The sequence below is a fragment of the Bacteroides mediterraneensis genome (assembly GCF_025993685.1).
GTDB lineage: Bacteria > Bacteroidota > Bacteroidia > Bacteroidales > Bacteroidaceae > Phocaeicola > Phocaeicola mediterraneensis_A.
In genome coordinates this window covers 2405711-2425152 of the sequence record NZ_DAJPEN010000001.1, presented here as the reverse complement: position 1 = coordinate 2425152, position 19442 = coordinate 2405711, and the positions used below count along the sequence as shown (strand labels likewise).

Sequence of the window (19442 nt, the reverse complement as noted above, 5' to 3'; positions counted from 1 at the left end):
CCACTTAAATTTGCAGAAAAAATAAAGGCAATGAAAAGAATAACAACTGCGTATGTCGCAATGACCCCACACTTATGCATGGCATGTTGGGAATGTGTGGAAAAATGTCCGAAACAAGTAATAGGCAAAACAGGTTTCTTTTTGCATAAACATGTAATGTTTGAGAATGCCGATGCTTGCATCGGGTGTGGCAAATGTATAAAAACCTGTCCTAACGGTGTGTTTTTCAAACTGGATAAAACCGTTTCTAACCGCAAAAAGAATAGAAGGACATCGTTTCGTATAGAACGGCTATTGCCGATGGCGTTTTTAGCTTCAGCCATTACCGGAATAGGTCTGCATATCGCCGGATATGGTACAAATCATGAAGTATGGCATAACTGGGGAGCTGCCCATACATTAGCATCTGTCCTTTGGTTATTGTCAACGGCAATTCATGTAAAACGTCACAGGCTTTGGTACAAAACACTTGCATCAAAAGGAATTGCCAACCATCGCTGGGTAACTATTCTATTGTCCGTGCTTTTTCCAATAGTGGCAATTTCGGGTATATGGTTAATTGCGTGTGTAAAGGGGGCACATACACCCATCGGATTGTTGCATTACAAGCTTGGCATATTATTGTTGGTATCTTCCTTGATTCATGTCCTCCATCGGAAATAGACATATCACCTATAACAGTGTAGCAAGCCATTTCGGTATCCTCGAAACAGCTTGCTGCCTATACTGAGAAAAACTACAACTCCAGTCTTTGCTTTTTGTTAACGGTGTAACCGTCCTTCTAATGGACGAGGACAACTTGTCAAACTGCTCCTTGAACCACTCACCAATCAGTTGCCCGTTGATGGCAAGCGCAAGTTTAGCTTTGTCTGTCAGGTTTTTCACCACTTGGAAACCTGCCCTTTCAGTCTTAAACTTCCGCCTGTGTTCCTCCGAATAGAGTTCGCCCTCATTGAACAGCGGCTTGCCGCTGATGAGCGTGGCGGTCTGCCTTTCGTTGAAACCGACTTTAAGACAAAACTTCTCCATATACACCAACTCTTGGAACAGCGGAAACCATTTTTGGGCTTTCATGATGATGGATTTCAGAAATGACACTTCCTATTGGTGTTCCGCTTCCTTGTCCGCCATTTCCCTGCGGTGCTTGGCTTGCAGCTCCATAAATTGGCGGCTGTGTTCCTCCTGCTGTCGCTCCATCTGTTGTTGCAACAATTCGATGCTCTCGTCACGGGCGGCGACCTCGCCTTGAAGGGTACGGTTGTCGGCTTCCAACTCTTTCAATTTACCACTACCCAAAAGAGAACCGACCTTTGCCACGAATGCGGCTTTCGCTTCCGTCTTGGCTGCTTCTAGTTTCTCCGATTTGACCTCCTGCCTTACCTCGTCAAGCTGTTGCTCTGCCTGTTGCTGCTCGGTCTGTAACTGCCGCATGTTGGCTTCAAGTTCACCCGTCTTCCGTTTCAAATCACGGTAGTATTGGGCGGTTGTCGTATGGCGTGCTTCCGAGCCACGCACACCACGTTGCAAGCCATATTTCTCCATTGCTTTTGTGTAACTGTCGTGGTAGGCAACGAGTTTATCACGTGTCAGCACGTCATCGGCACACAGGCGCACGGTATTGGCTTTCCTGCGCTTTCCTGTTACTATCGGTACGACCGTGGCATGAATGTGCGGTGTGTGCTCATCCATGTGCAGGACTGCCGAAACTGTATTTTCCTTGCCGAATGTACAGTGTAGCCATTGCAGGTTGTCATTACACTATTCGTCAAGTCTGCCCCCGTCCTGTATTCTCGTCATATCCTCGTGCGTACCCGAAAGCACGATTCTAATTGCCCGCACTTGGTCGGGGGGGATCTTACGTTTGATACCTGCCGTACGGATACGGTGACTTATCGCTTCGGTACGGTCGGACACTCCATCAGGAAACTCCACCAGTTCACGGTTGAGATGTGTACGTGTCGAGTCGGCGTTCTTGGGTATGCTCTTACGTTCTATGTGGTCGGATGCGCCCGTGTCAGCCAAGCCTTTCGCTTTGTTGATTTGAATGCTTATATATCCCATGCTTATTTTTCGTTTTCAGGTTTGACAATCTGGTTTGTTGGTTTCCGTCCGTTGCGGTCATGCCGCATGGCAAACGGGGGTGTCCAGAGGGGTGTAACCCCGTTGGCTCATTGGGGCATTTTTAGCGGTGCCTGCACTGCGTAAAGAAAATGCCCTAATAAGCTATGGCTTTTCTGTTCTCAAAAGCCTGTGAGAGTACCTTCTTCATATAGCCTCCGTCAATGCGGGACTGGTTCACAATCTTGTAGAGAGTTGTACTTACGCGAATGAATTCTTCTTTTTTTCCATATTCTTGATACTGGTTTTAGTGTTGCCTACATCCTGTCGGCAACGGGTTAAACATGGTTGTAAAGCTACGGAAGTGTCGGTAAAATCTTGATACGCAAATCTATGCGGAACGGCGCAAAATAGGTCATGCCAAAAGAAAATGCAGTATAAACGGGTGGCTCTTTCAGGTAAAAGGAGATAAAAAAGCCCGAAGTCGTGGAATATGCACGTCTTCGGGGACTGGTTGTTGCAGATAATTACAGATTGACTGACGTACTGATTTACAGATTCAATGACTTCATGTCGTCACTACGTCAGATTAAACCGTTAATCATCAAATGGCTGAACATAAAAAGTTCATTCTAACATTCATTCGGCATTCTGTTATTCACTGACACCAGCAGGACTTGTTTTTCTTTTCGTTGGCACAATCTTTCCAGCAGTGCATTGCGAACCGTTGCGGCACCTGACGTGTCAATGCGGAAAGCGAGTGCCACCACCATCGGCAAGGCATACATGTCCGCATAATAGCCGTTGGGTAGCTTGATACGTTTTTCAGCTTCAAGAAGATTAAAAATTCCACACTTGTACACGGCACGAATGGCGGCACGGAGCGTCGGGGCGATTGCCCCGAACAGCTCTACCAGCTCCATTTCATTCATCCATATATTACCTGTGTCAGATGGTATGGTAATTCTACATAGCTGTCCGTTATGATTATTTCCCGTTTCATATCTCTGCCAATTTTACGTTTCCGAATGATTTACTCAGTTTGTCGCCCAGTATTGTAAGGTCACTATCCAATTTCTGTACGGTTATCTTCGCATATGTTTGGGTGGTCTCAATGTTCGTATGCCCCAAAATACGGCTGACACTCTCGATTGGCATTCCTTTGCTGAGAGCCAGGGTCGCAAACCCGTGCCTTGAGCAGTGGAAGCTGATTTTCTTGGTGATACCGCATTCCTTTATCATCTTTCCCATACGCTTGCATATTGACCAATAGTTGAGATTGGGGAATACAAGATTGTTTTCCTGAAAAGCCTTGTAATGCTCGATTATCTGTAAGGGAATATCCAGCAGCTTCACCTGAAACGGTACACCCGTCTTGTGTCGTTTGGAAATAATCCATTTCTCACCGTTCACTTCCACAATCTGGTCGTTGCTTAATTCCTTTATATCCACGAATGAGAGGGCAGTAAAACTGGCGAAAACAAAAATATCACGGAGATAGGAGTTCTTGGGGTCTTTGAACTGAAATTCCATCAATGTTTTCAGCCATTCTCCGTCAGATATTCACGCTCTTTCGTGTTCGGGCTTATATGGAACTGGACAAACGGATTTCTCGGTATATGTCCGTTGAAGTGTGCCCGCATCACCACACCTTTCAGCCACATGCAGTTTTCCCATATCGAACCGTTGTGCAGTCCGGCTTCGTTGGAAAGGAACACGGCGAACTCCTTGATGAAGTCGGGCGTAAGTTCAGGCATGGAGATGTCGTTCCGCTTGTAATGTGACCTGATGAATGCTGCCACATGGTTTCTTACCCGTACCCTTGCCATATAGGTAGCCCTGACCCTGTCTTTTCCGACACGCTTCTTGAACACTTCATTTTTCTTGTCGAAAGCACCGAGCAGTGTTTCATACTCACCGCCCAATCCCTGATAGGCATTGCGAACCATTTCTGCCGTTACATACGCTTCACGGTCGGATATATGCTGGTAATGCTTGATGATTTGAGCCTTGATGTTGTCAAGCGCAAGATTGGTTTCCCTCGCTTCCATACTCTTGCCCTTTGCCTTGTTCCCTTTGGCATCCCAAAGCTCTTTCGGGATAGTCCGCTTGCAGCTGAACTGTGCTACCGTTCCGTTGATTGTAACCCGCCCCATGATGGGGACAATTCCGTTCTTTTCCTTACTGCCGTTCACATAGAACAGCACCTTGAATGTGCTTCTTGCCATACTCGTTTCTTTTTGGTTGCAAAACTATAAATCAACGAGTTACCTATTGATAAGCAAAGCTGCGCAGAACGCCGCAAAATGAAACAGGAACTGTTAAATCTGCACTTTCATCGGGTAATGATTAGGAAACCGCTCTTTTGCTTTAATCTGTTTTAAGACGGTTTTCAACTGTCTGCCCAACTTCTGCGTTTTCCTCTAACTCCCTAATTATCAAATCCTGTTGCGTTAATCTGCTGCAATTCGGCGGTTATTCCAGAGAATTTCCGTAAGTTTGCACGAAATTAAATTGACTTTAAAGGCGCCAAAAAGGTTTTTTAATTGTTTATAGAGTGTCAAAATGCGATGAATGTCATTTTTTGTCTGGTGAAATGTCATATTAAATAAATTGTATCTGGATGAATTGGATAATGAAATACATAACGTTCCTTTTCTTGTTTGTGAGTATGTCAGTGCGTGGACTTGCACAAGAAACCATTCTTCCTGCCATTCAGAAGCAGGAAGCGGTCTTGAAATGTCATCCTGAAGATACGAAAGCTTTAAAAGATTTATGTTTCCTCTATTTATACAAAGCTGATTATCGGAGAGCTATCGAATATGGGGAGAGACTTTTCCAGCTGGGATATAAAAATCAAGATTATAAATTCAGTATCCTATATGCCCATATCGGGTTGGGGCAGGCATACGTCATGCTGGGAGATACCTCAGCAATAAATCATCTGGGGCAGGCCATGCTGTTGGGAAAAAGTGAGAAGAATGATTCTGCCTTGTGCTCTGTGTATAATGGAATGGGACTTTATACCAGCAATATCCATAAAGACTATTACTCTGCTTTACATTACTTTTTTGAGGGACTGGAAGCCGCACATCGGTGTCACTATAAAGAGTTGGAAGCCATTCTGCTCGGGAATATTTCCAGTATCTACTTCTTGAAAGAAGATCCGGCTGGGCTTACTTATTCATTGCAGACCTATGAGATGGGGCACGAGCAGAATTCGTCCTACCTTATCTTTATTGGGGCTTTGAATGCATCCTATATGTATTATCTGCTTCATGACTATGACAAGGCTTTGTCCTATATCAAGGAAGCGGAATTCATCATGAAACAAAATGAGTATTATAACCAAGGAAATGTATATGCCATTTATGGGATGATTGAGTTTGCCAAAGGCAATCGGCAGCAGGCCATCGAATACTATAAGAAAGGATTGGCCTTGAATGACATGAATCAGACTTCGTATAAGGTGCTGTTGCTGAATGAATATGCCATAGCTTTGGCAGAAGAGGGTAAAAACCGGCAGGCCATCGATTTGTTGTTCAAGGCGTTGGCGTTCACTAAAGAAGAGAATTGTGAGATTTATCGGAACAAGGTGATTAATACATTGTCGGTCTGCTATGAGAATATGGGACAGTATGTTGAGGCATTGGCATGGCAGCGTAAGCTTCAGCAGGAGACAGACAGTATTTTCAATACGGATAAAGAAAAGGTGTTGAGTGAGCTGCGTATCAAGTATGATACGGAACATCAGGCAAATGAAATCCGGAAAAACAAGCTGGTTCTGTTGCAAAAGGAGAAAAAGGAGCAGGCGCTCATGGGGATTCTGGTTCTTGTGCTGTTGGTGGTTTTTGCCTTATGGTATCGTTACAGGCGGCAGAACCAGTTGTACACCAGTATTGTCCGTCAGCATCAGGAGGCGATTCGGAAAGAGCAGCAGTTGAAAGAGGTTATTTCCTCACTTCGGAAGCAACAAGAGGAAGCGTCTGTTGTACCGGTGTCTTCTGTAGGGGAGAAGTATGCAGCTTCTTCGTTGACGAACGAAAAGAAGAACTCCTTGTTCCAGCGTTTGGAAAAATTGATGCAGGAAGAAGAGGTTTATAAAGAAAATCTGCTGACCAAGGAGCGGGTAGCCGACTTGTTGGGTACGAACCGGACGTATCTGTCGCAAGTCATTAATGAGCAGACACAGCAGAATTTCACGCAATATGTCAATAATTACCGAATCAATGAGGCCATCCGTCTGCTGAGCGACCCGGAAACTGACATTCCGCTCAAAGCTGTGGCCTCGGAAGTCGGTTTTAATTCCATGAGTACGTTCTATAAGATATTCCAGAATACAGTGGGTATTCCTCCCAAACAGTACCGTAACAAGGTGATATCGATGCATAAAAATGCTTGAAAGTCTCTTTCTCTAACAAAATGTTATTCAAATGCGGCAATTGTCGAATTTGGATGCGCGTTTAATATCAATGTTATATCTTTTTTTTACATTTTTGCACATAGGAGACTTGCAAGAATGTGGGAAGACATCAGTTCATAACTTCTAAAAAGATATAAGTATGGGAAAAAACGTATTACACGACATTCGGTTCAAAATGAGCTTTCTGCTATTGTGTGCTATGCTGGCTTTGTCCGCATTTCCGGCTTATGCCCAGCATGAGCGTACCATTCATGGAATTGTAGTGGATGAAAACAAGGAACCGCTTCCTGCTGCACACGTCAAGCAGGTGAATGAAGACCCCAAAGGCTCGATTGCGGCCGTTATCACGGATATGCAAGGGCATTTCACACTGACGCTTCCGCGGGGCACGAAGGAGATTGAGACTTCTTATATGGGGTATAAAACTCAACGGGTTAAACTGACAGGAACGGATGATTATTACATTGTGCTTCAGCCTTCAGCAGAATTGCTTGACGAGGTGGTAGTAACCGGTTATCAGACAATTTCCAAGGAGCGTGCCACAGGGGCATTCTCAAAAGTAGATGCGCAGAAACTGGAAACACAGCGTCTCAGTGACATGGGTTCCGTGTTGGAGGGGCGTGTAGCTGGATATAGTGACGGGAAAATCCGTGGCGTGACTTCCATGAACGGAGTGACTACTCCGCTGTATGTAATTGATGGGTTCCCGGTGGAAAAAACCACGAACGATGGATACGGGAACTGGATTGAGAGTGTTCCGGATTTGAATATAGAAGATATTGAAAGCATTACTGTATTGAAGGATGCGGCGGCTACTTCTATCTATGGAGCACGTGCGGCGAACGGCGTGGTGGTGATTACGACCAAGCGGGCCAAGAAGGACGAACTGAATGTGTCTTTCTCTGCTACACTGACCGTACAGCCTTACGCTACGTATGCGGATAAATACCTGGCCAGTTCGGCTACGATGGTGGAACTGGAGCGAGAGTGGGCCAGTCAGAATCCTCACTTGAGTGGGGCTGATGCGCAAAATTATGCGCAGACGGTACTCGATAATATGTCTTATCCAAGCCAGGGTATCCGTAATATCCTGAATTATTACGCGGGACGTATTTCCAGAAATCAGATGGAAAGCAATCTGGCAGGGCTGGCTTCTCAGGGATACCGCTATTATCGGGACGTGGAGAAGTACGGTAAGCGTAATCCTTTTTCCCAACAGTATAACTTGAATATCGGGAAAGGAACGGAGAAGAATACGTTCAATGCATCTGTTTCTTATCGCAACAATCAGCTGGAGGATAAATTCTCTGAAAACAGAACTATCGGCATCAATTTGCAGAACTCTACGAAAATGACTTCCTGGCTGACGTTGGAGGTGGGGACGTATCTGAATTACGGTAAAGGTACCACGCAGTCTTACAGCCTTCTCTCACCGGGATATACTTATATGCCTTACGATGGATTGGTGAATGGTGACGGTGCGTATTACACGAATACGGAAGCCGACCGTTATAGTGTGTATGACCTGAATCTGCTGCACGATAACGGATTGTATAATCTGGATATCACGCCGCTGGATGAGATGAAGATGAATCAGACCAAGAACCGTGATTTCAGTAACCGAACGTTTGCACGTCTGACATTCAGGTTTACCGACTGGTTGAAATATACGGCTTCTTTCCAGTATGAATATGCGGAATACAAGAACGAACAGCTGAAAAGCAAGGATTCGTATGAAGTACGCAATATGGTCAACACGTTCTCTACTTCCAATAACGACGGTACATCGACTTTTGCCTTGCCGTATGGAAATATTTATTTTACCTCTTCCAATACGAAACATGCTTATAACTTTCGTCAACAGTTGGATTTCAACAAAACGTTTGCCGAGCTGCACGACGTGACCATGATTCTGGGTACGGAAACTCGGGAGGATAAGTTGGACTATGACGACCGTACACTTTACAATTACGATCCGCAGCTGCTGACTTATAGTTTGATTGACGCCGGGAAACTGAGTAATTTCAGCGGACAGTGGGGGTATGCTTATTTCGGGCAGCAGAATTTTGCTTATATCCGTGAACTGGTCAACCGTTATGTGTCTGTATATAGCAATGCGGCTTACACTTACGATGGGAAGTACATGGTGAGCGGAAGTATCCGCTGGGATAAGACCAATCTGTTTTCTACAGGCTCGAAGTACCAGAAGCGTCCTATCTGGTCGGTAGGAGCGGGGTGGAACATCAGTCAGGAAAAGTTTTTCCAGGTGCCATGGGTCAATATGCTGAAGTTGCGTGCCAGCTACGGTATCGGAGGTAATATCGCCAAGAATTCGGCTCCCTACATGATTGCTTATTATAACAATAATAATCAGGTGGGAGGTATTCAGGGAACGATTTCCAGTCGTCCGAATCCGAATTTGCGGTGGGAAAAGACCACTACCTTGAATATTGGTGTGGATTTTGCTTTGCTGGGAAACCGGTTGAACGGTTCGATTGAATATTATAACAAACTGGGTACAGACTTGCTGGCCGATACCAATGGAGTGCCAACGGAGGGATGGGGATACAGTACGTATCCCATCAACAACGGAAAAATGACAAACAAGGGATTTGAACTGACCTTGTCGGGAGATATTATCCGGAATAATGATTGGAACTGGAATGTGAGTGGGGTGCTAGGCTACAACAAGAATAAGGTGACTTACATCAATGTGGAAGCGCCGGTGGCATATTTGGTGATTGATTACCCCACTGCCTATCCGCGTGTGGGAAATCCGTACAATGCGATTTACGGATACCAGTGGGCCGGATTGAGCGAGACGGGTACTCCGCAGGTGTATGATGCCAAGGGAAATCTGTACACCGATATGACTCCTCCCGAGATTGAGGACCTGGTTTATCTGGGAACCACTGTGCCGGTCTATAATGGTTCTGTCAACACGAATCTGCGCTGGAAGAACTGGGAATTGGCAGCACAGTTCTTATTTGAAGGAGGACACAAGATGCGGAATACCAATGTGGCTTTCATTGGTTCTGGCATGAGTCCGGTAAGCAAAGACATCGAAAATCGCTGGCGGAAACCGGGGGATGAGGCTTATACCAATGTGCCGCGTTATATTTCGGCAGAAAGTGAACTCTATAACTATAACTATGAGAGTATGTATGCCTATTCCTCTATTAATGTGTTGGATGCTACCAACTGGCGGTTGAGAAACCTGTCGTTGACGTATCGTATTCCGGCCAGTGTGTGCCACAAACTGTATGTAAAGAATGCGCGCATTATGTTGGGTATGGAAAACGTGTTTATGGGGGCCAAGAGCAGTAATGCGAAATATTTGCTGGGTGGCTATGCCAGACCTAACTACTTGTGTGGCGTGTATTTGAATTTCTAACCTCGACTTTTATAGCATGAAACGTATGAATAAGATATTATATTGGGGAGCTGCGCTGGTTTGCCTGTTGCTCAGCTCATGCAATGATTATTTAAACATTGCACCGAAAGGAAACAAGATTCCTACTACGCTGGCCGATTTTGAGGCTTTGCTCCGCGACCAGTACACCATCAGCCGTACTCCTGTGACAAATGCCTTGTATCTGTTGAATGATGTATATCTGACCAATTCGCAGGTGAACACGCCGAGCTTGAGCCGTGCCAACTATATGTGGGACGAATCGGCCGACCGTATTGTGCTGAATAATTCCGATGAAGGAACTTACTACGTGCTTTATGGAGCCATCTCCAGCTGTAATCTGATTGTAGAGAATGTGCCTACGGCCACTGAGGCGACAGATGCCGAGCGGAACGAGGTGATGGCGTATGCCAAGGTGATACGTGCGCTTTGCTACGATGTGCTGGTCAATTATTATGCCGATACGTACGATGCGGCAACGGCTGCCCAAAAGCGCAGTGTACCCCTAATTACCAGTGCGGAGATTGATGCGCCTTACACGCAGGTTTCCATTCAGGATATGTATGACTTCATCATTCAGGATACGAAAGAGGCTATTGAGATGGGATTGCCGGCCCAGTCCATGACGGCCATTCATCCCAACTTGGGGGCAGGTTATGCCTTGTTGGCTCGTGTGTACTTGCAGATGCAGAATTACAGTGAGGCTCTGCGTTATGCCGACCTGGCTTTGGCACAGAATGACCAGCTTTACGACTGGAACGCATTTTATGAAGAGCATAAGGCTGCAATTGACGATCCAGACAATTATGACAAGATTGCCACTCCTATGCAATACGATTATGTGGAGAACTATTACCTGCGCTTTGGGGAACAATCAGTGTACGATAGTTACGAAAAGAATATTCCGGTGGAAAGAGCGGCACGTTTCGAGGAAGGGGATGCCCGTTTTCTGTCGCGTTGGAAGTTGAAGACGGATAATAATGATACGTATTACAAGGCGCTGGAGTCGGGCTATTTCAATCATGGAGGACTGACCACCTGTGAGGTGTATCTCATCAAGGCAGAGTGTCAGGCACGGCTGGCCGAAGGCAACGATTATTCCGAAGCGATGAATACGTTGAATGCCGTACGGATTACCCGTATCCGTCCCGAAGTTTATCGTCCGGCTGAGGCTTCCACTTTGGAAGAGGCGCTGTCGCAGATTCGTCGCACCAAGGACAATGAACTGATTTTCTCTATCGTGCCTTTTGCGGATGCCCGCCGTTATAATCAGGAAGGTACGTATGCCCGGACGCTGACCAAGACTTATGGGGGGAAGGAGTATACCTTGAGCCCGACATCTCATTTGTGGACCATGCCTTTCCCGGCCGGGGCACTCAATAATCCTGGAAACGGAACAATTGAACAAAACGTCACTAAATAAAATCGAATTATGAAAATGAAGAATTTCTTTTGTATGGCCACTATGGGCTTGATGGCAATGGCATGTACCAGCCAGCCTGCGGTAGATGGCTATGTGTTGAAAGGTAATATTGAAGGTTTGCCCGACGGCACACATGTGCAGCTGGTGCCGGTCAGCCATGATAGTGAGCTGCCTTTTGCCGATACGACGGTGGTCAACGGACAGTTTGTGTTTACAGGAAAAATGGAAGAGCCGAGAGCTTTCCATCTGTTGGTGAAAGATGCGTACGGCTCGCGAAGCCTTATGCTGGAAAATACCCGGATGGAGGTTACGGGAAAGCTGGTGGCCAAGAAGGAATCTGACGGGGGAGTTTCCTATAATCTGTCTTCTTTGGCGGTAAAAGGCTCTCCGCTGAGTGCGCGTTATGATTCGTTGCTGTCTGCGCGGACGTATCTGGACTCGTTGTATGCGCTTAATGGCCGTAAATTTGCCGCCTTCGACAGCCTTATGATGGCAGCTTATCAGGTCAAAGACCAGGCGAAGATTCAGAAATTGCGGCAGAGCGAGGAGGGTAAGGCCAGAGCAGCTGCCGATAAGGTATTTTTTACTACGGTAGACTCATTGTACCATCAGGTAGTCATGGCCAACAAGGATTCTTTCTGGGGACCTTTGATGATGATTTCGTTTACCAGTTACCTGAGCGAGGACATGAAACCGTGGTACGAAGCACTCTCTCCCGCGGCCCAACAGTCTTATTACGGACAGAAAGTGAAAGAGGAACTTTATCCGGCAGGAAAGGAAGGTACGGTGGTACCCGATTTCAAGGTGAAGGACAAAACCGGAAAGGAAGTGTCGCTTTCTGCATTGCGTCAGGGCAAGAAATATGTGCTAATTGACTTCTGGGCTTCCTGGTGCAATCCGTGCCGGAAAGAAATTCCGAACTTGAAGAAACTCTATGCGCAGTACAGTGGAAAAGGTTTTGAAATTGTGAGCATTTCCATCGATCAGAAGAAAGCCGACTGGGAAAAGGCGTTGAAGGAAGAAGGACTGATTTGGCCGAACTTTCTGGACGAAACAGGAGTAGCCGCACTTTATAAGGTGAAATTCGTACCGACCATGTATTTGATTACAGCAGATGGAGTAATGGTGGGCGAGAACTTGCGCGGTGAGGCCTTGGCCGAGAAATTGAAGGAGTTGTTCCAGTAAGAGTTGAACTAAACGAGAATTTGGATGGAAACCCCTGTAAGGGGGATTCCGAATACAGGCGGTGTATGAATCTGAGCAATCGGATTTGTGCACCGTTTTTTATGGAATGAAGGGATTCATTCAGGTGTAGAGAGGAGGGGATTCCTGACTTCGGTCGGGAGGAAGGATACAAAAATGGAGGTACACTTCAAGCGCACCTCCATTTTGTATCATGTTCCGGCAGTTCCGGATTATTTCTTGCGGTTAGCTTCCACCCACTTGCGGGCATTGACGAAGGCTTCCATCCACGGAGTAATCTGGTCTTCGTTCTTGCGGTCGAGCGGATAGTAGGCATTTTCCCACGGGAAGCAGGCACGTTCCAGATGAGGCATCATGGCCAGATGACGTCCGTCCTGGCTGGCGATACCAGCCACGCTGTAGTCTGAACCGTTCGGGTTGCCTGGGTATTCGTCGTAAGAATACTTCAGTACCACGTTGTAGTGGTCTTCCGGATAAGGCAATGAGAACTTACCTTCTCCGTGAGCCACCCAGATACCCAGTTTGGAGCCGCTCAGCGAACCGAACATCACGCTGCGGTTCATCGGTACGGTCACGCCCAGGAAGGCAGATTCAAACTTGTGGGAATCGTTATGCAGCATCTTTCCTTTCTTCTTGTCTTCCGGAGTAATCAGTCCCAGTTCCATCATCAGCTGGCAGCCGTTGCAGACACCCAGTGAGAGGGTATCCTCGCGGGCATAGAAGTTGTCGAGGGCTGCTTTGGCTTTCGGGTTGAACAGGAAGCTTCCGGCCCATCCTTTGGCAGAACCAAGCACGTCGGAGTTGGAGAATCCACCGCAGTAAACTACCATATTGATGTCTTCCAGTGTCTCACGTCCGCTGACCAGGTCGGTCATGGTCACGTCTTTCACGTCGAAGCCAGCCAGATACAGCATGTAAGCCATTTCACGTTCACCGTTGGTTCCCTTTTCACGGATGATGGCTGCCTTGATGCCGCTCGGTGTACGACGGTCCGGGTTGAGGCCGAACTGTGACAGCTTGCCGGTGAATGACTTGTCGAATACGAATTCCAGCGGCTGCTGTTTGTAGTTTTCAAAACGTTTCTTGGCACAGCCGTTCATGCTCTGCTTGCGGTCGAGCAGGTAAGAAGTAGAATACCATACATCACGCAAGTAGTCGATGCCGAACTGATAAGTCGCGTCGTGGAAGGTAGCCAGGATGTGACGTTCTTCGGTCGGCACACCAATCTTCACGTAACCCACACCGGCGTCTTCCAGAATCTTCTTGACTTCTGCTTTGTGCTTGTCGGCTACCTGAATCACTACACCCGGATTTTCAGCAAACAGAATCTTCACGATGTCGTCGCACTTAATTTTGTCGAGGTTGATTTCCATACCGCCGTCCACGTTGGCAAAGCACATTTCCAGCAGGGTCGTAATCAGACCACCGGCAGAGATATCGTGTCCGGCCAGAATCAATCCCTTGTTGACCAGTTCCTGGATGGCCATGAAGGCATCGCGGAAGTATTCCGGGTTCTGTACGGTCGGCACGTCGTCGCCTACCTTGTTGAGTGACTGTGCGAAGGCAGAACCACCCAGACGGAGCTGGTCGAAGCTGAAGTCGATATGATAGAAGGTTGATTTCGGTTTGTTGACCATGACCGGAGAAACCACTTTCTTGATGTCGGAAACTTCACCACCGGCAGAAACGATGACGGTTCCCGGGCTGATGATTTTTTCTCCGTTCGGATATTTTTGAGTCATGGACAGGGAGTCCTTACCGGTCGGTACGTTGATTTGCAGTTCGCAGCAGAAATCAGACAATGCTTTCACAGCCTTGTACAGACGGGCATCTTCCCCTTCCTGTGAGCGGCAAGGCCACATCCAATTGGCTGATAAAGAAATGCTGTCCATGCCGTCGGCCAGTGGAGCCCATACCAGGTTGGTCAGTGCTTCCGATACAGCCAGTACGGAACCGGCTTCCGGATTGGCCAAGGCAGCCTGCGGAGCGTGTCCCAGTGCAGTAGCGATACCTTTCTCGCCACGGTAGTCGAGGGCTACCACGCCGCAGTCGCTTAACGGCAACTGCAATTCGCCCTGACACTGCTGGCGGGCAATCTTACCTGTTACGGAACGGTCTACCTTGTTGGTCAGCCAGTCCTTGCAGGCTACGGCTTCCAGCTGCAGCACACGGCGCAAATATTCATTCAGTTTGGTCACATCGTAAGAAACGTTTTCATAGTGACGTTCCACACTCTTGTCTACCATATAAGTTTTCGGAGAAGAACCGAACATCTGGTCTACGGCCAAGTCGAACGGACGCACGCCGTCAGCCTGTTCGAAGGCAAAGCGATGGTCGCCGGTCGTTTCACCCACCACGTACATCGGGGCACGTTCGCGTTCCGCAATCTTGCGTACATGTTCGATGGCCTCGTCTTCAATCAGCAAGCCCATACGTTCCTGCGATTCGTTGGCGATGATTTCCTTGGCCGACAAGGTTTCGTCGCCGATAGGCAGCTTGTCCATGTGAATCAGACCACCGCAGTCTTCCACCAGCTCAGACAGACAGTTCACGTGTCCGGCAGAACCGTGGTCGTGGATAGACACAATCGGGTTCACATCTTCCTCGCACAAGGCACGTACTACGTTGTAGGCACGTTTCTGCATTTCGGCGTTGGCACGCTGGATGGCGTTCAGCTCGATGCCAGAAGAGTAACGTCCGGTATCTACAGAAGAAACGGAACCACCTCCCAGACCGATGCGGTAGTTGTCACCACCGAGTACGACAATTTCATCTCCAGCTTCCGGGGTGCCTTTCAGGCAGTCACGCTGTGTACCGTAACCTACACCTCCTGCCAGCATGATGACTTTGTCGTAAGCATATTTTTCGTTGTTCTCTTCGTGTTCGAAAGTCAGTACAGAACCACAAATCAGCGGCTGTCCGAACTTGTTACCGAAATCGGAAGCACCGTTGGAAGCCTTGATCAGAATCTGTTCCGGAGTCTGGTATAACCATTTGCGCACCGGCAGGATGTTTTCCCAGTCGCGTCCTTCGTCCGTACGTGGATAAGAAGTCATGTACACGGCAGTTCCGGCAATCGGCCAGGAACCTTTACCACCACCCATACGGTCGCGGATTTCACCACCGGTACCGGTAGAAGCCCCGTTGAACGGTTCTACGGTAGTCGGGAAGTTGTGAGTTTCCGCTTTCAGTGAGATGACGGTCTTGATATCTTTGATAATGAAATAATCAGAAGTAGAGTGGTCGGCCGGAGCGAATTGTTCTACCACCGGACCTTCGGCGAAGGCTACGTTGTCTTTGTAGGCCGAGATAATCTTGTTGGGGTTTTCCTGAGTGGTTTTCTTGATCATCTGGAACAGAGAAGATTCCATTTCCTGTCCGTCGATGATGAATGTACCGCCGAAGATTTTGTGGCGGCAGTGCTCTGAGTTAATCTGTGCGAAGCCGAATACTTCCGAGTCGGTCAGCTTGCGGCCCAGGTCTTTTTCCACCTTCAGCAGATAGTCCATCTCTTCGCGTGACAGCGCCAGACCTTCCTTTTCGTTGTATTCTTCCAGATTTTCGATGTATATGATAGGCTGCGGTTTGATGTCCACCGTGAAAATGTCCTGATTCAGTCCGTGGTACATACGTTGCAGCATCGGGTCATGGTCGGCGTTCTCGTCCTTTACCGGGAAATATTCCTCGATACGGCGGATGCCCGTGAGCCCCATGTTTTGGGTGATTTCTACTGCATTTGTACTCCAGGGGGTAATCATTTCACGACGTGGACCGATGAACCATCCTTTCAGGTTGTCTTCATTTTCCACAGTAGCGTCGCTGTAAAGCCAGCATAGTTTCTTGACGTCTTCAGCATTCAGCTCCTGATTGCATTCTGTGGCAATCACACTGTTTGTGGGTGTTCTGAAAAATAGAATCATAGCACTTGTATGTTATAATGAATATTCAATGCGCTTTTAAAAGTGGTACAAAGGTAGGGAAAATCCTCGGAATAAACGAAAAAAATAGAAGTAATGTTATCGCTTGTAGGGTGGAAGGACTGTGTTGTTTTCACATTCCGCGGAATATGCCTATCTTTGCACCTCAAATCAAAAAACTGTTTCTATTTTATGTGGTTACAATTACTGTTTGTCTTGTTGGCCATTGTAGTCGGTGCACGGGTTGGGGGCATCGGGTTAGGTGTGTTCGGAGGCCTCGGTCTGGCTGTTCTCACGTTCGTGTTCGGTCTGGAACCCACCACTCCTCCCATTGATGTGATGCTGATGATTGTGGCCGTGATTGCAGCGGCGGGTTGCATGCAGGCTGCCGGAGGATTGGATTTGATGGTGAAATGGGCGGAGAAAATCTTGCGCCGCCATCCTCAGCGTATCACTTTGCTGAGTCCTTTGGTGACTTACCTCTTTACCTTTTTTGCCGGGACGGGGCATGTGGCTTATTCCGTGCTCCCGGTCATTGCCGAAGTGGCCCGTGAGACGGGTATCCGTCCGGAACGTCCGATGGGGATTGCCGTCATCGCCTCCCAGCAGGCTATTACGGCCAGTCCTATTTCCGCGGCCACGGTCGCTCTTTTGAGTATGCTGGCCGGATACGACATTACTTTGTTTGATATACTGAAGATTTCCATCCCCTGCACCTTGGTGGGGGTACTGGCTGGCGCGCTGTATTCCATGAGGGTGGGTAAGGAACTGAAGGATGACCCTGTCTATCAGGCCCGTTTGAAATCGGGGGAACTTTCGGGTGCGAATTATTGTACGGCCGAGGTGCTCCATCCCGGCAAGGCGTTGACTTCTGTATTGTTGTTTCTGGCTGCCACGGTGGGCATTGTGCTGTTTGGCTCCATCGATAGCCTCCGCCCGTCGTTTCAAACTTCCGAAGGTGTGGTGGTGATGCAGATGGCGCACATCATAGAAGTGCTCATGTTGTCGGTAGCCGCATTGATTCTGCTGCTGACCGGCACCAGTGGCATGAAGGCAGCCAAGAGTTCGGTTTTCAATGCGGGCATGCAGGCAGTGGTGGCTATCTTCGGCATTGCCTGGATGGGCGATACTTTCATTTCGGGCAACATTGCGGTGATAAAGGAAGGAATCTTCGGCATGGTGACCGATATGCCCTGGCTTTTTGGTATCGCACTTTTTGTCATGTCCATCCTGCTGTTCAGTCAGGCTGCTACCATCCGTGCCTTGCTTCCTTTGGGTATGGCATTGGGTATTTCGCCCTACATGCTGATAGCCCTTTTTCCGGCAGTAAACGGATATTTCTTTATTCCTAACTATCCGACAGTGGTGGCCGCCATCAATTTCGATACTACGGGCACGACCCGTATCGGGAAGTATGTGCTCAATCATTCGTTTATGATGCCGGGCCTGATTTCCACTTTTGTGGCCGTAGGGTTGGGCATTCTGGCGGTACTTTTCGTGTAATGCGCATGCGAAAATAAAAGTATAAGGATGTGATGCGTGAAACGAACTCATCCATTCTATGTTTTCTTCGTGTGAACCGTATGTTTCTCTGCCGGAAAACGTATGTTTCTCAGTCGGGAAACGTAGGGTTCCGCCTTGCGAGACGTAAAAAAGAATTAAAGGCTGATAATTTATCGCTTTGAGCTTTTCCCGATTTGTTCTTTTTCCGCTGCGCATGTAATGATAATCGCATAAAAATGTAGGTACTTTCGTAAAAAAGTAGCATCTTTGCAGTATGAATTGGATTGAACAGGTTACTATACTTGATTTGTTGCTGAAAGGATTGATTATCGGAATCGTGGTTTCTGCTCCTTTGGGCCCGGTCGGTGTGCTCTGCATTCAGCGTACGTTGAACAAGGGCCGCTGGTTTGGTTTCGTGACGGGAGTAGGGGCGGCGTTGAGTGATATATGTTATGCGTTGATAACCGGATACGGAATGAGCTTCATGGATGAATTGATATTGAAACATCATATTTTCCTTCAGGTGGTGGGTAGTATCATGCTGCTTGCATTCGGTATCTATACTTTTCGCAGTAATCCGGTGAAGTCCCTTCGTCCGGCCTCGGGCACACGCGGTACATACCTGCATAATTTCGTGACGGCTTTTTTTGTCACCCTGTCCAATCCGCTCATCATTTTCCTGTTTATCGGTCTGTTTGCCCGTTTCTCGTTTGTCATGCCGGGCAGTCCCATCGGCTTCCAGCTGGTAGGCTATCTGGCTATTATTACAGGAGCGTTGGGCTGGTGGTTCAGCATTACGTATTTTGTCAACAAGGTACGTTCGCGGTTTAATTTGCGCGGCATCTGGGTGCTCAACCGTATCATCGGTGTCGTGGTTATGGTAGCGGCGGTGGTGGGAATCGTCCTGGCCATTGCCGGCAAATCTTTTTCTTGATTAGGATATGTATATTTCTCAACAACTTAAAAAAAAGAATATTGCCGAATACCTGCTGTATATGTGGCAGGTGGAGGATTTGATTCGGGCCAATGGCTGCGATATGGAAAAAATCCGGAAGAATATCGTTGAGCCTTATCCGGCTACGGACGAGCAGAAGCAAGAGCTGGTCCGCTGGTATGAGGACCTGATTAATATGATGCAGCAGGAGGGGGTGATGGAAAAAGGTCATCTGCAAATCAACAAGAATATCATTGTCTGGTTGACCGACCTTCATCTGCGCCTGTTGCGTTCACCTAAATTCCCGTATTACACGGCGGCTTATTACAAGGTGTTGCCTTTTATCGTTGAATTGCGAGCCAAAGGGGGCGACAAGGACGTGCCCGAGCTGGAGACTTGCTTTGACGCCATGTATGGGGTGCTGATGCTGAAATTGCAGAAAAAGGAAATCAGCGAGGGGACGGCCAAGGCAGTGAAAGCCATCAGTGATTTGCTGGCTATGCTGGCCGGCTATTATATAAAGGATAAGGAAGGCGATTTGGACTTGGATTAAAACACACATACTGGAA

General features: G+C 47.6%; 9 protein-coding genes and 3 pseudogenes. 8 read left to right on the top strand and 4 right to left on the bottom strand.

Translation table 11 applies throughout. The features are described 5' to 3' along the window. The first annotated feature begins 30 nt into the window (after positions 1 to 30). Entirely contained in the window at positions 31 to 663 is a 633-nt protein-coding gene (locus tag OIM59_RS10355; RefSeq protein WP_303896526.1) for a DUF362 domain-containing protein, read from the top strand. Positions 664 to 762: 99 nt separating this feature from the next. Here the strand turns inward: OIM59_RS10355 and mobV are convergent. The 3 pseudogenes from mobV to OIM59_RS10340 form a co-directional block, all read right to left on the bottom strand. Next, positions 763 to 2061 (bottom strand): annotated as a pseudogene (mobV, locus tag OIM59_RS10350) (MobV family relaxase); the annotation flags it as partial. A gap of 629 nt (positions 2062 to 2690) precedes the next feature. Next, positions 2691 to 3061 (bottom strand): annotated as a pseudogene (locus tag OIM59_RS10345) (hypothetical protein). Then, a pseudogene (locus OIM59_RS10340) lies at positions 3058 to 4286 on the bottom strand (tyrosine-type recombinase/integrase). The pseudogenes OIM59_RS10345 and OIM59_RS10340 overlap by 4 nt, the downstream one beginning before the upstream one ends. A gap of 395 nt (positions 4287 to 4681) precedes the next feature. On the opposite strand from OIM59_RS10340, the gene OIM59_RS10335 reads away from it, so the two are divergent. The 4 genes from OIM59_RS10335 (at position 4682) to OIM59_RS10320 (ending at position 12501) form a co-directional block, all read left to right on the top strand. Then, positions 4682 to 6460 carry a helix-turn-helix domain-containing protein gene (locus OIM59_RS10335; RefSeq protein WP_303896524.1) on the top strand — a complete coding sequence of 593 codons (1779 nt, stop codon included), beginning with the start codon at positions 4682 to 4684 and terminating at the stop codon, positions 6458 to 6460. Between the two features lie 196 nt (positions 6461 to 6656). Next, positions 6657 to 9875 (top strand): SusC/RagA family TonB-linked outer membrane protein, encoded by a 3219-nt coding sequence (locus tag OIM59_RS10330; RefSeq protein WP_369695929.1) that lies wholly within the window; start codon positions 6657 to 6659, stop codon positions 9873 to 9875. Positions 9876 to 9900: 25 nt separating this feature from the next. Beyond that, complete coding sequence (locus OIM59_RS10325) at positions 9901 to 11316, top strand: RagB/SusD family nutrient uptake outer membrane protein (RefSeq protein ID WP_303896522.1); 1416 nt, start codon at positions 9901 to 9903, stop codon at positions 11314 to 11316. Between the two features lie 9 nt (positions 11317 to 11325). After that, entirely contained in the window at positions 11326 to 12501 is a 1176-nt protein-coding gene (locus OIM59_RS10320) for a TlpA disulfide reductase family protein (RefSeq protein WP_303896521.1), read from the top strand. A 230-nt stretch (positions 12502 to 12731) separates the two neighbouring features. Here the strand turns inward: OIM59_RS10320 and purL are convergent, their stop codons facing one another. Further along, positions 12732 to 16439 carry a phosphoribosylformylglycinamidine synthase gene (gene purL / locus OIM59_RS10315; RefSeq protein ID WP_303896519.1) on the bottom strand — a complete coding sequence of 1236 codons (3708 nt, stop codon included), beginning with the start codon at positions 16437 to 16439 and terminating at the stop codon, positions 12732 to 12734. Positions 16440 to 16628: 189 nt separating this feature from the next. Between purL and OIM59_RS10310 the strand changes: the two genes are divergently transcribed. The 3 genes from OIM59_RS10310 (at position 16629) to OIM59_RS10300 (ending at position 19426) form a co-directional block, all read left to right on the top strand. Beyond that, the gene (locus OIM59_RS10310; protein ID WP_303896517.1) at positions 16629 to 17939 is read left to right on the top strand and encodes an anaerobic C4-dicarboxylate transporter family protein; all 1311 of its coding nucleotides are present in this window, start codon (positions 16629 to 16631) and stop codon (positions 17937 to 17939) included. Positions 17940 to 18213: 274 nt separating this feature from the next. After that, complete coding sequence (locus OIM59_RS10305; RefSeq protein ID WP_303896515.1) at positions 18214 to 18873, top strand: LysE family translocator; 660 nt, start codon at positions 18214 to 18216, stop codon at positions 18871 to 18873. Positions 18874 to 18880: 7 nt separating this feature from the next. After that, positions 18881 to 19426 (top strand): DUF4924 family protein, encoded by a 546-nt coding sequence (locus tag OIM59_RS10300; RefSeq protein WP_303896513.1) that lies wholly within the window; start codon positions 18881 to 18883, stop codon positions 19424 to 19426. The last annotated feature ends 16 nt before the right edge of the window (positions 19427 to 19442 follow it).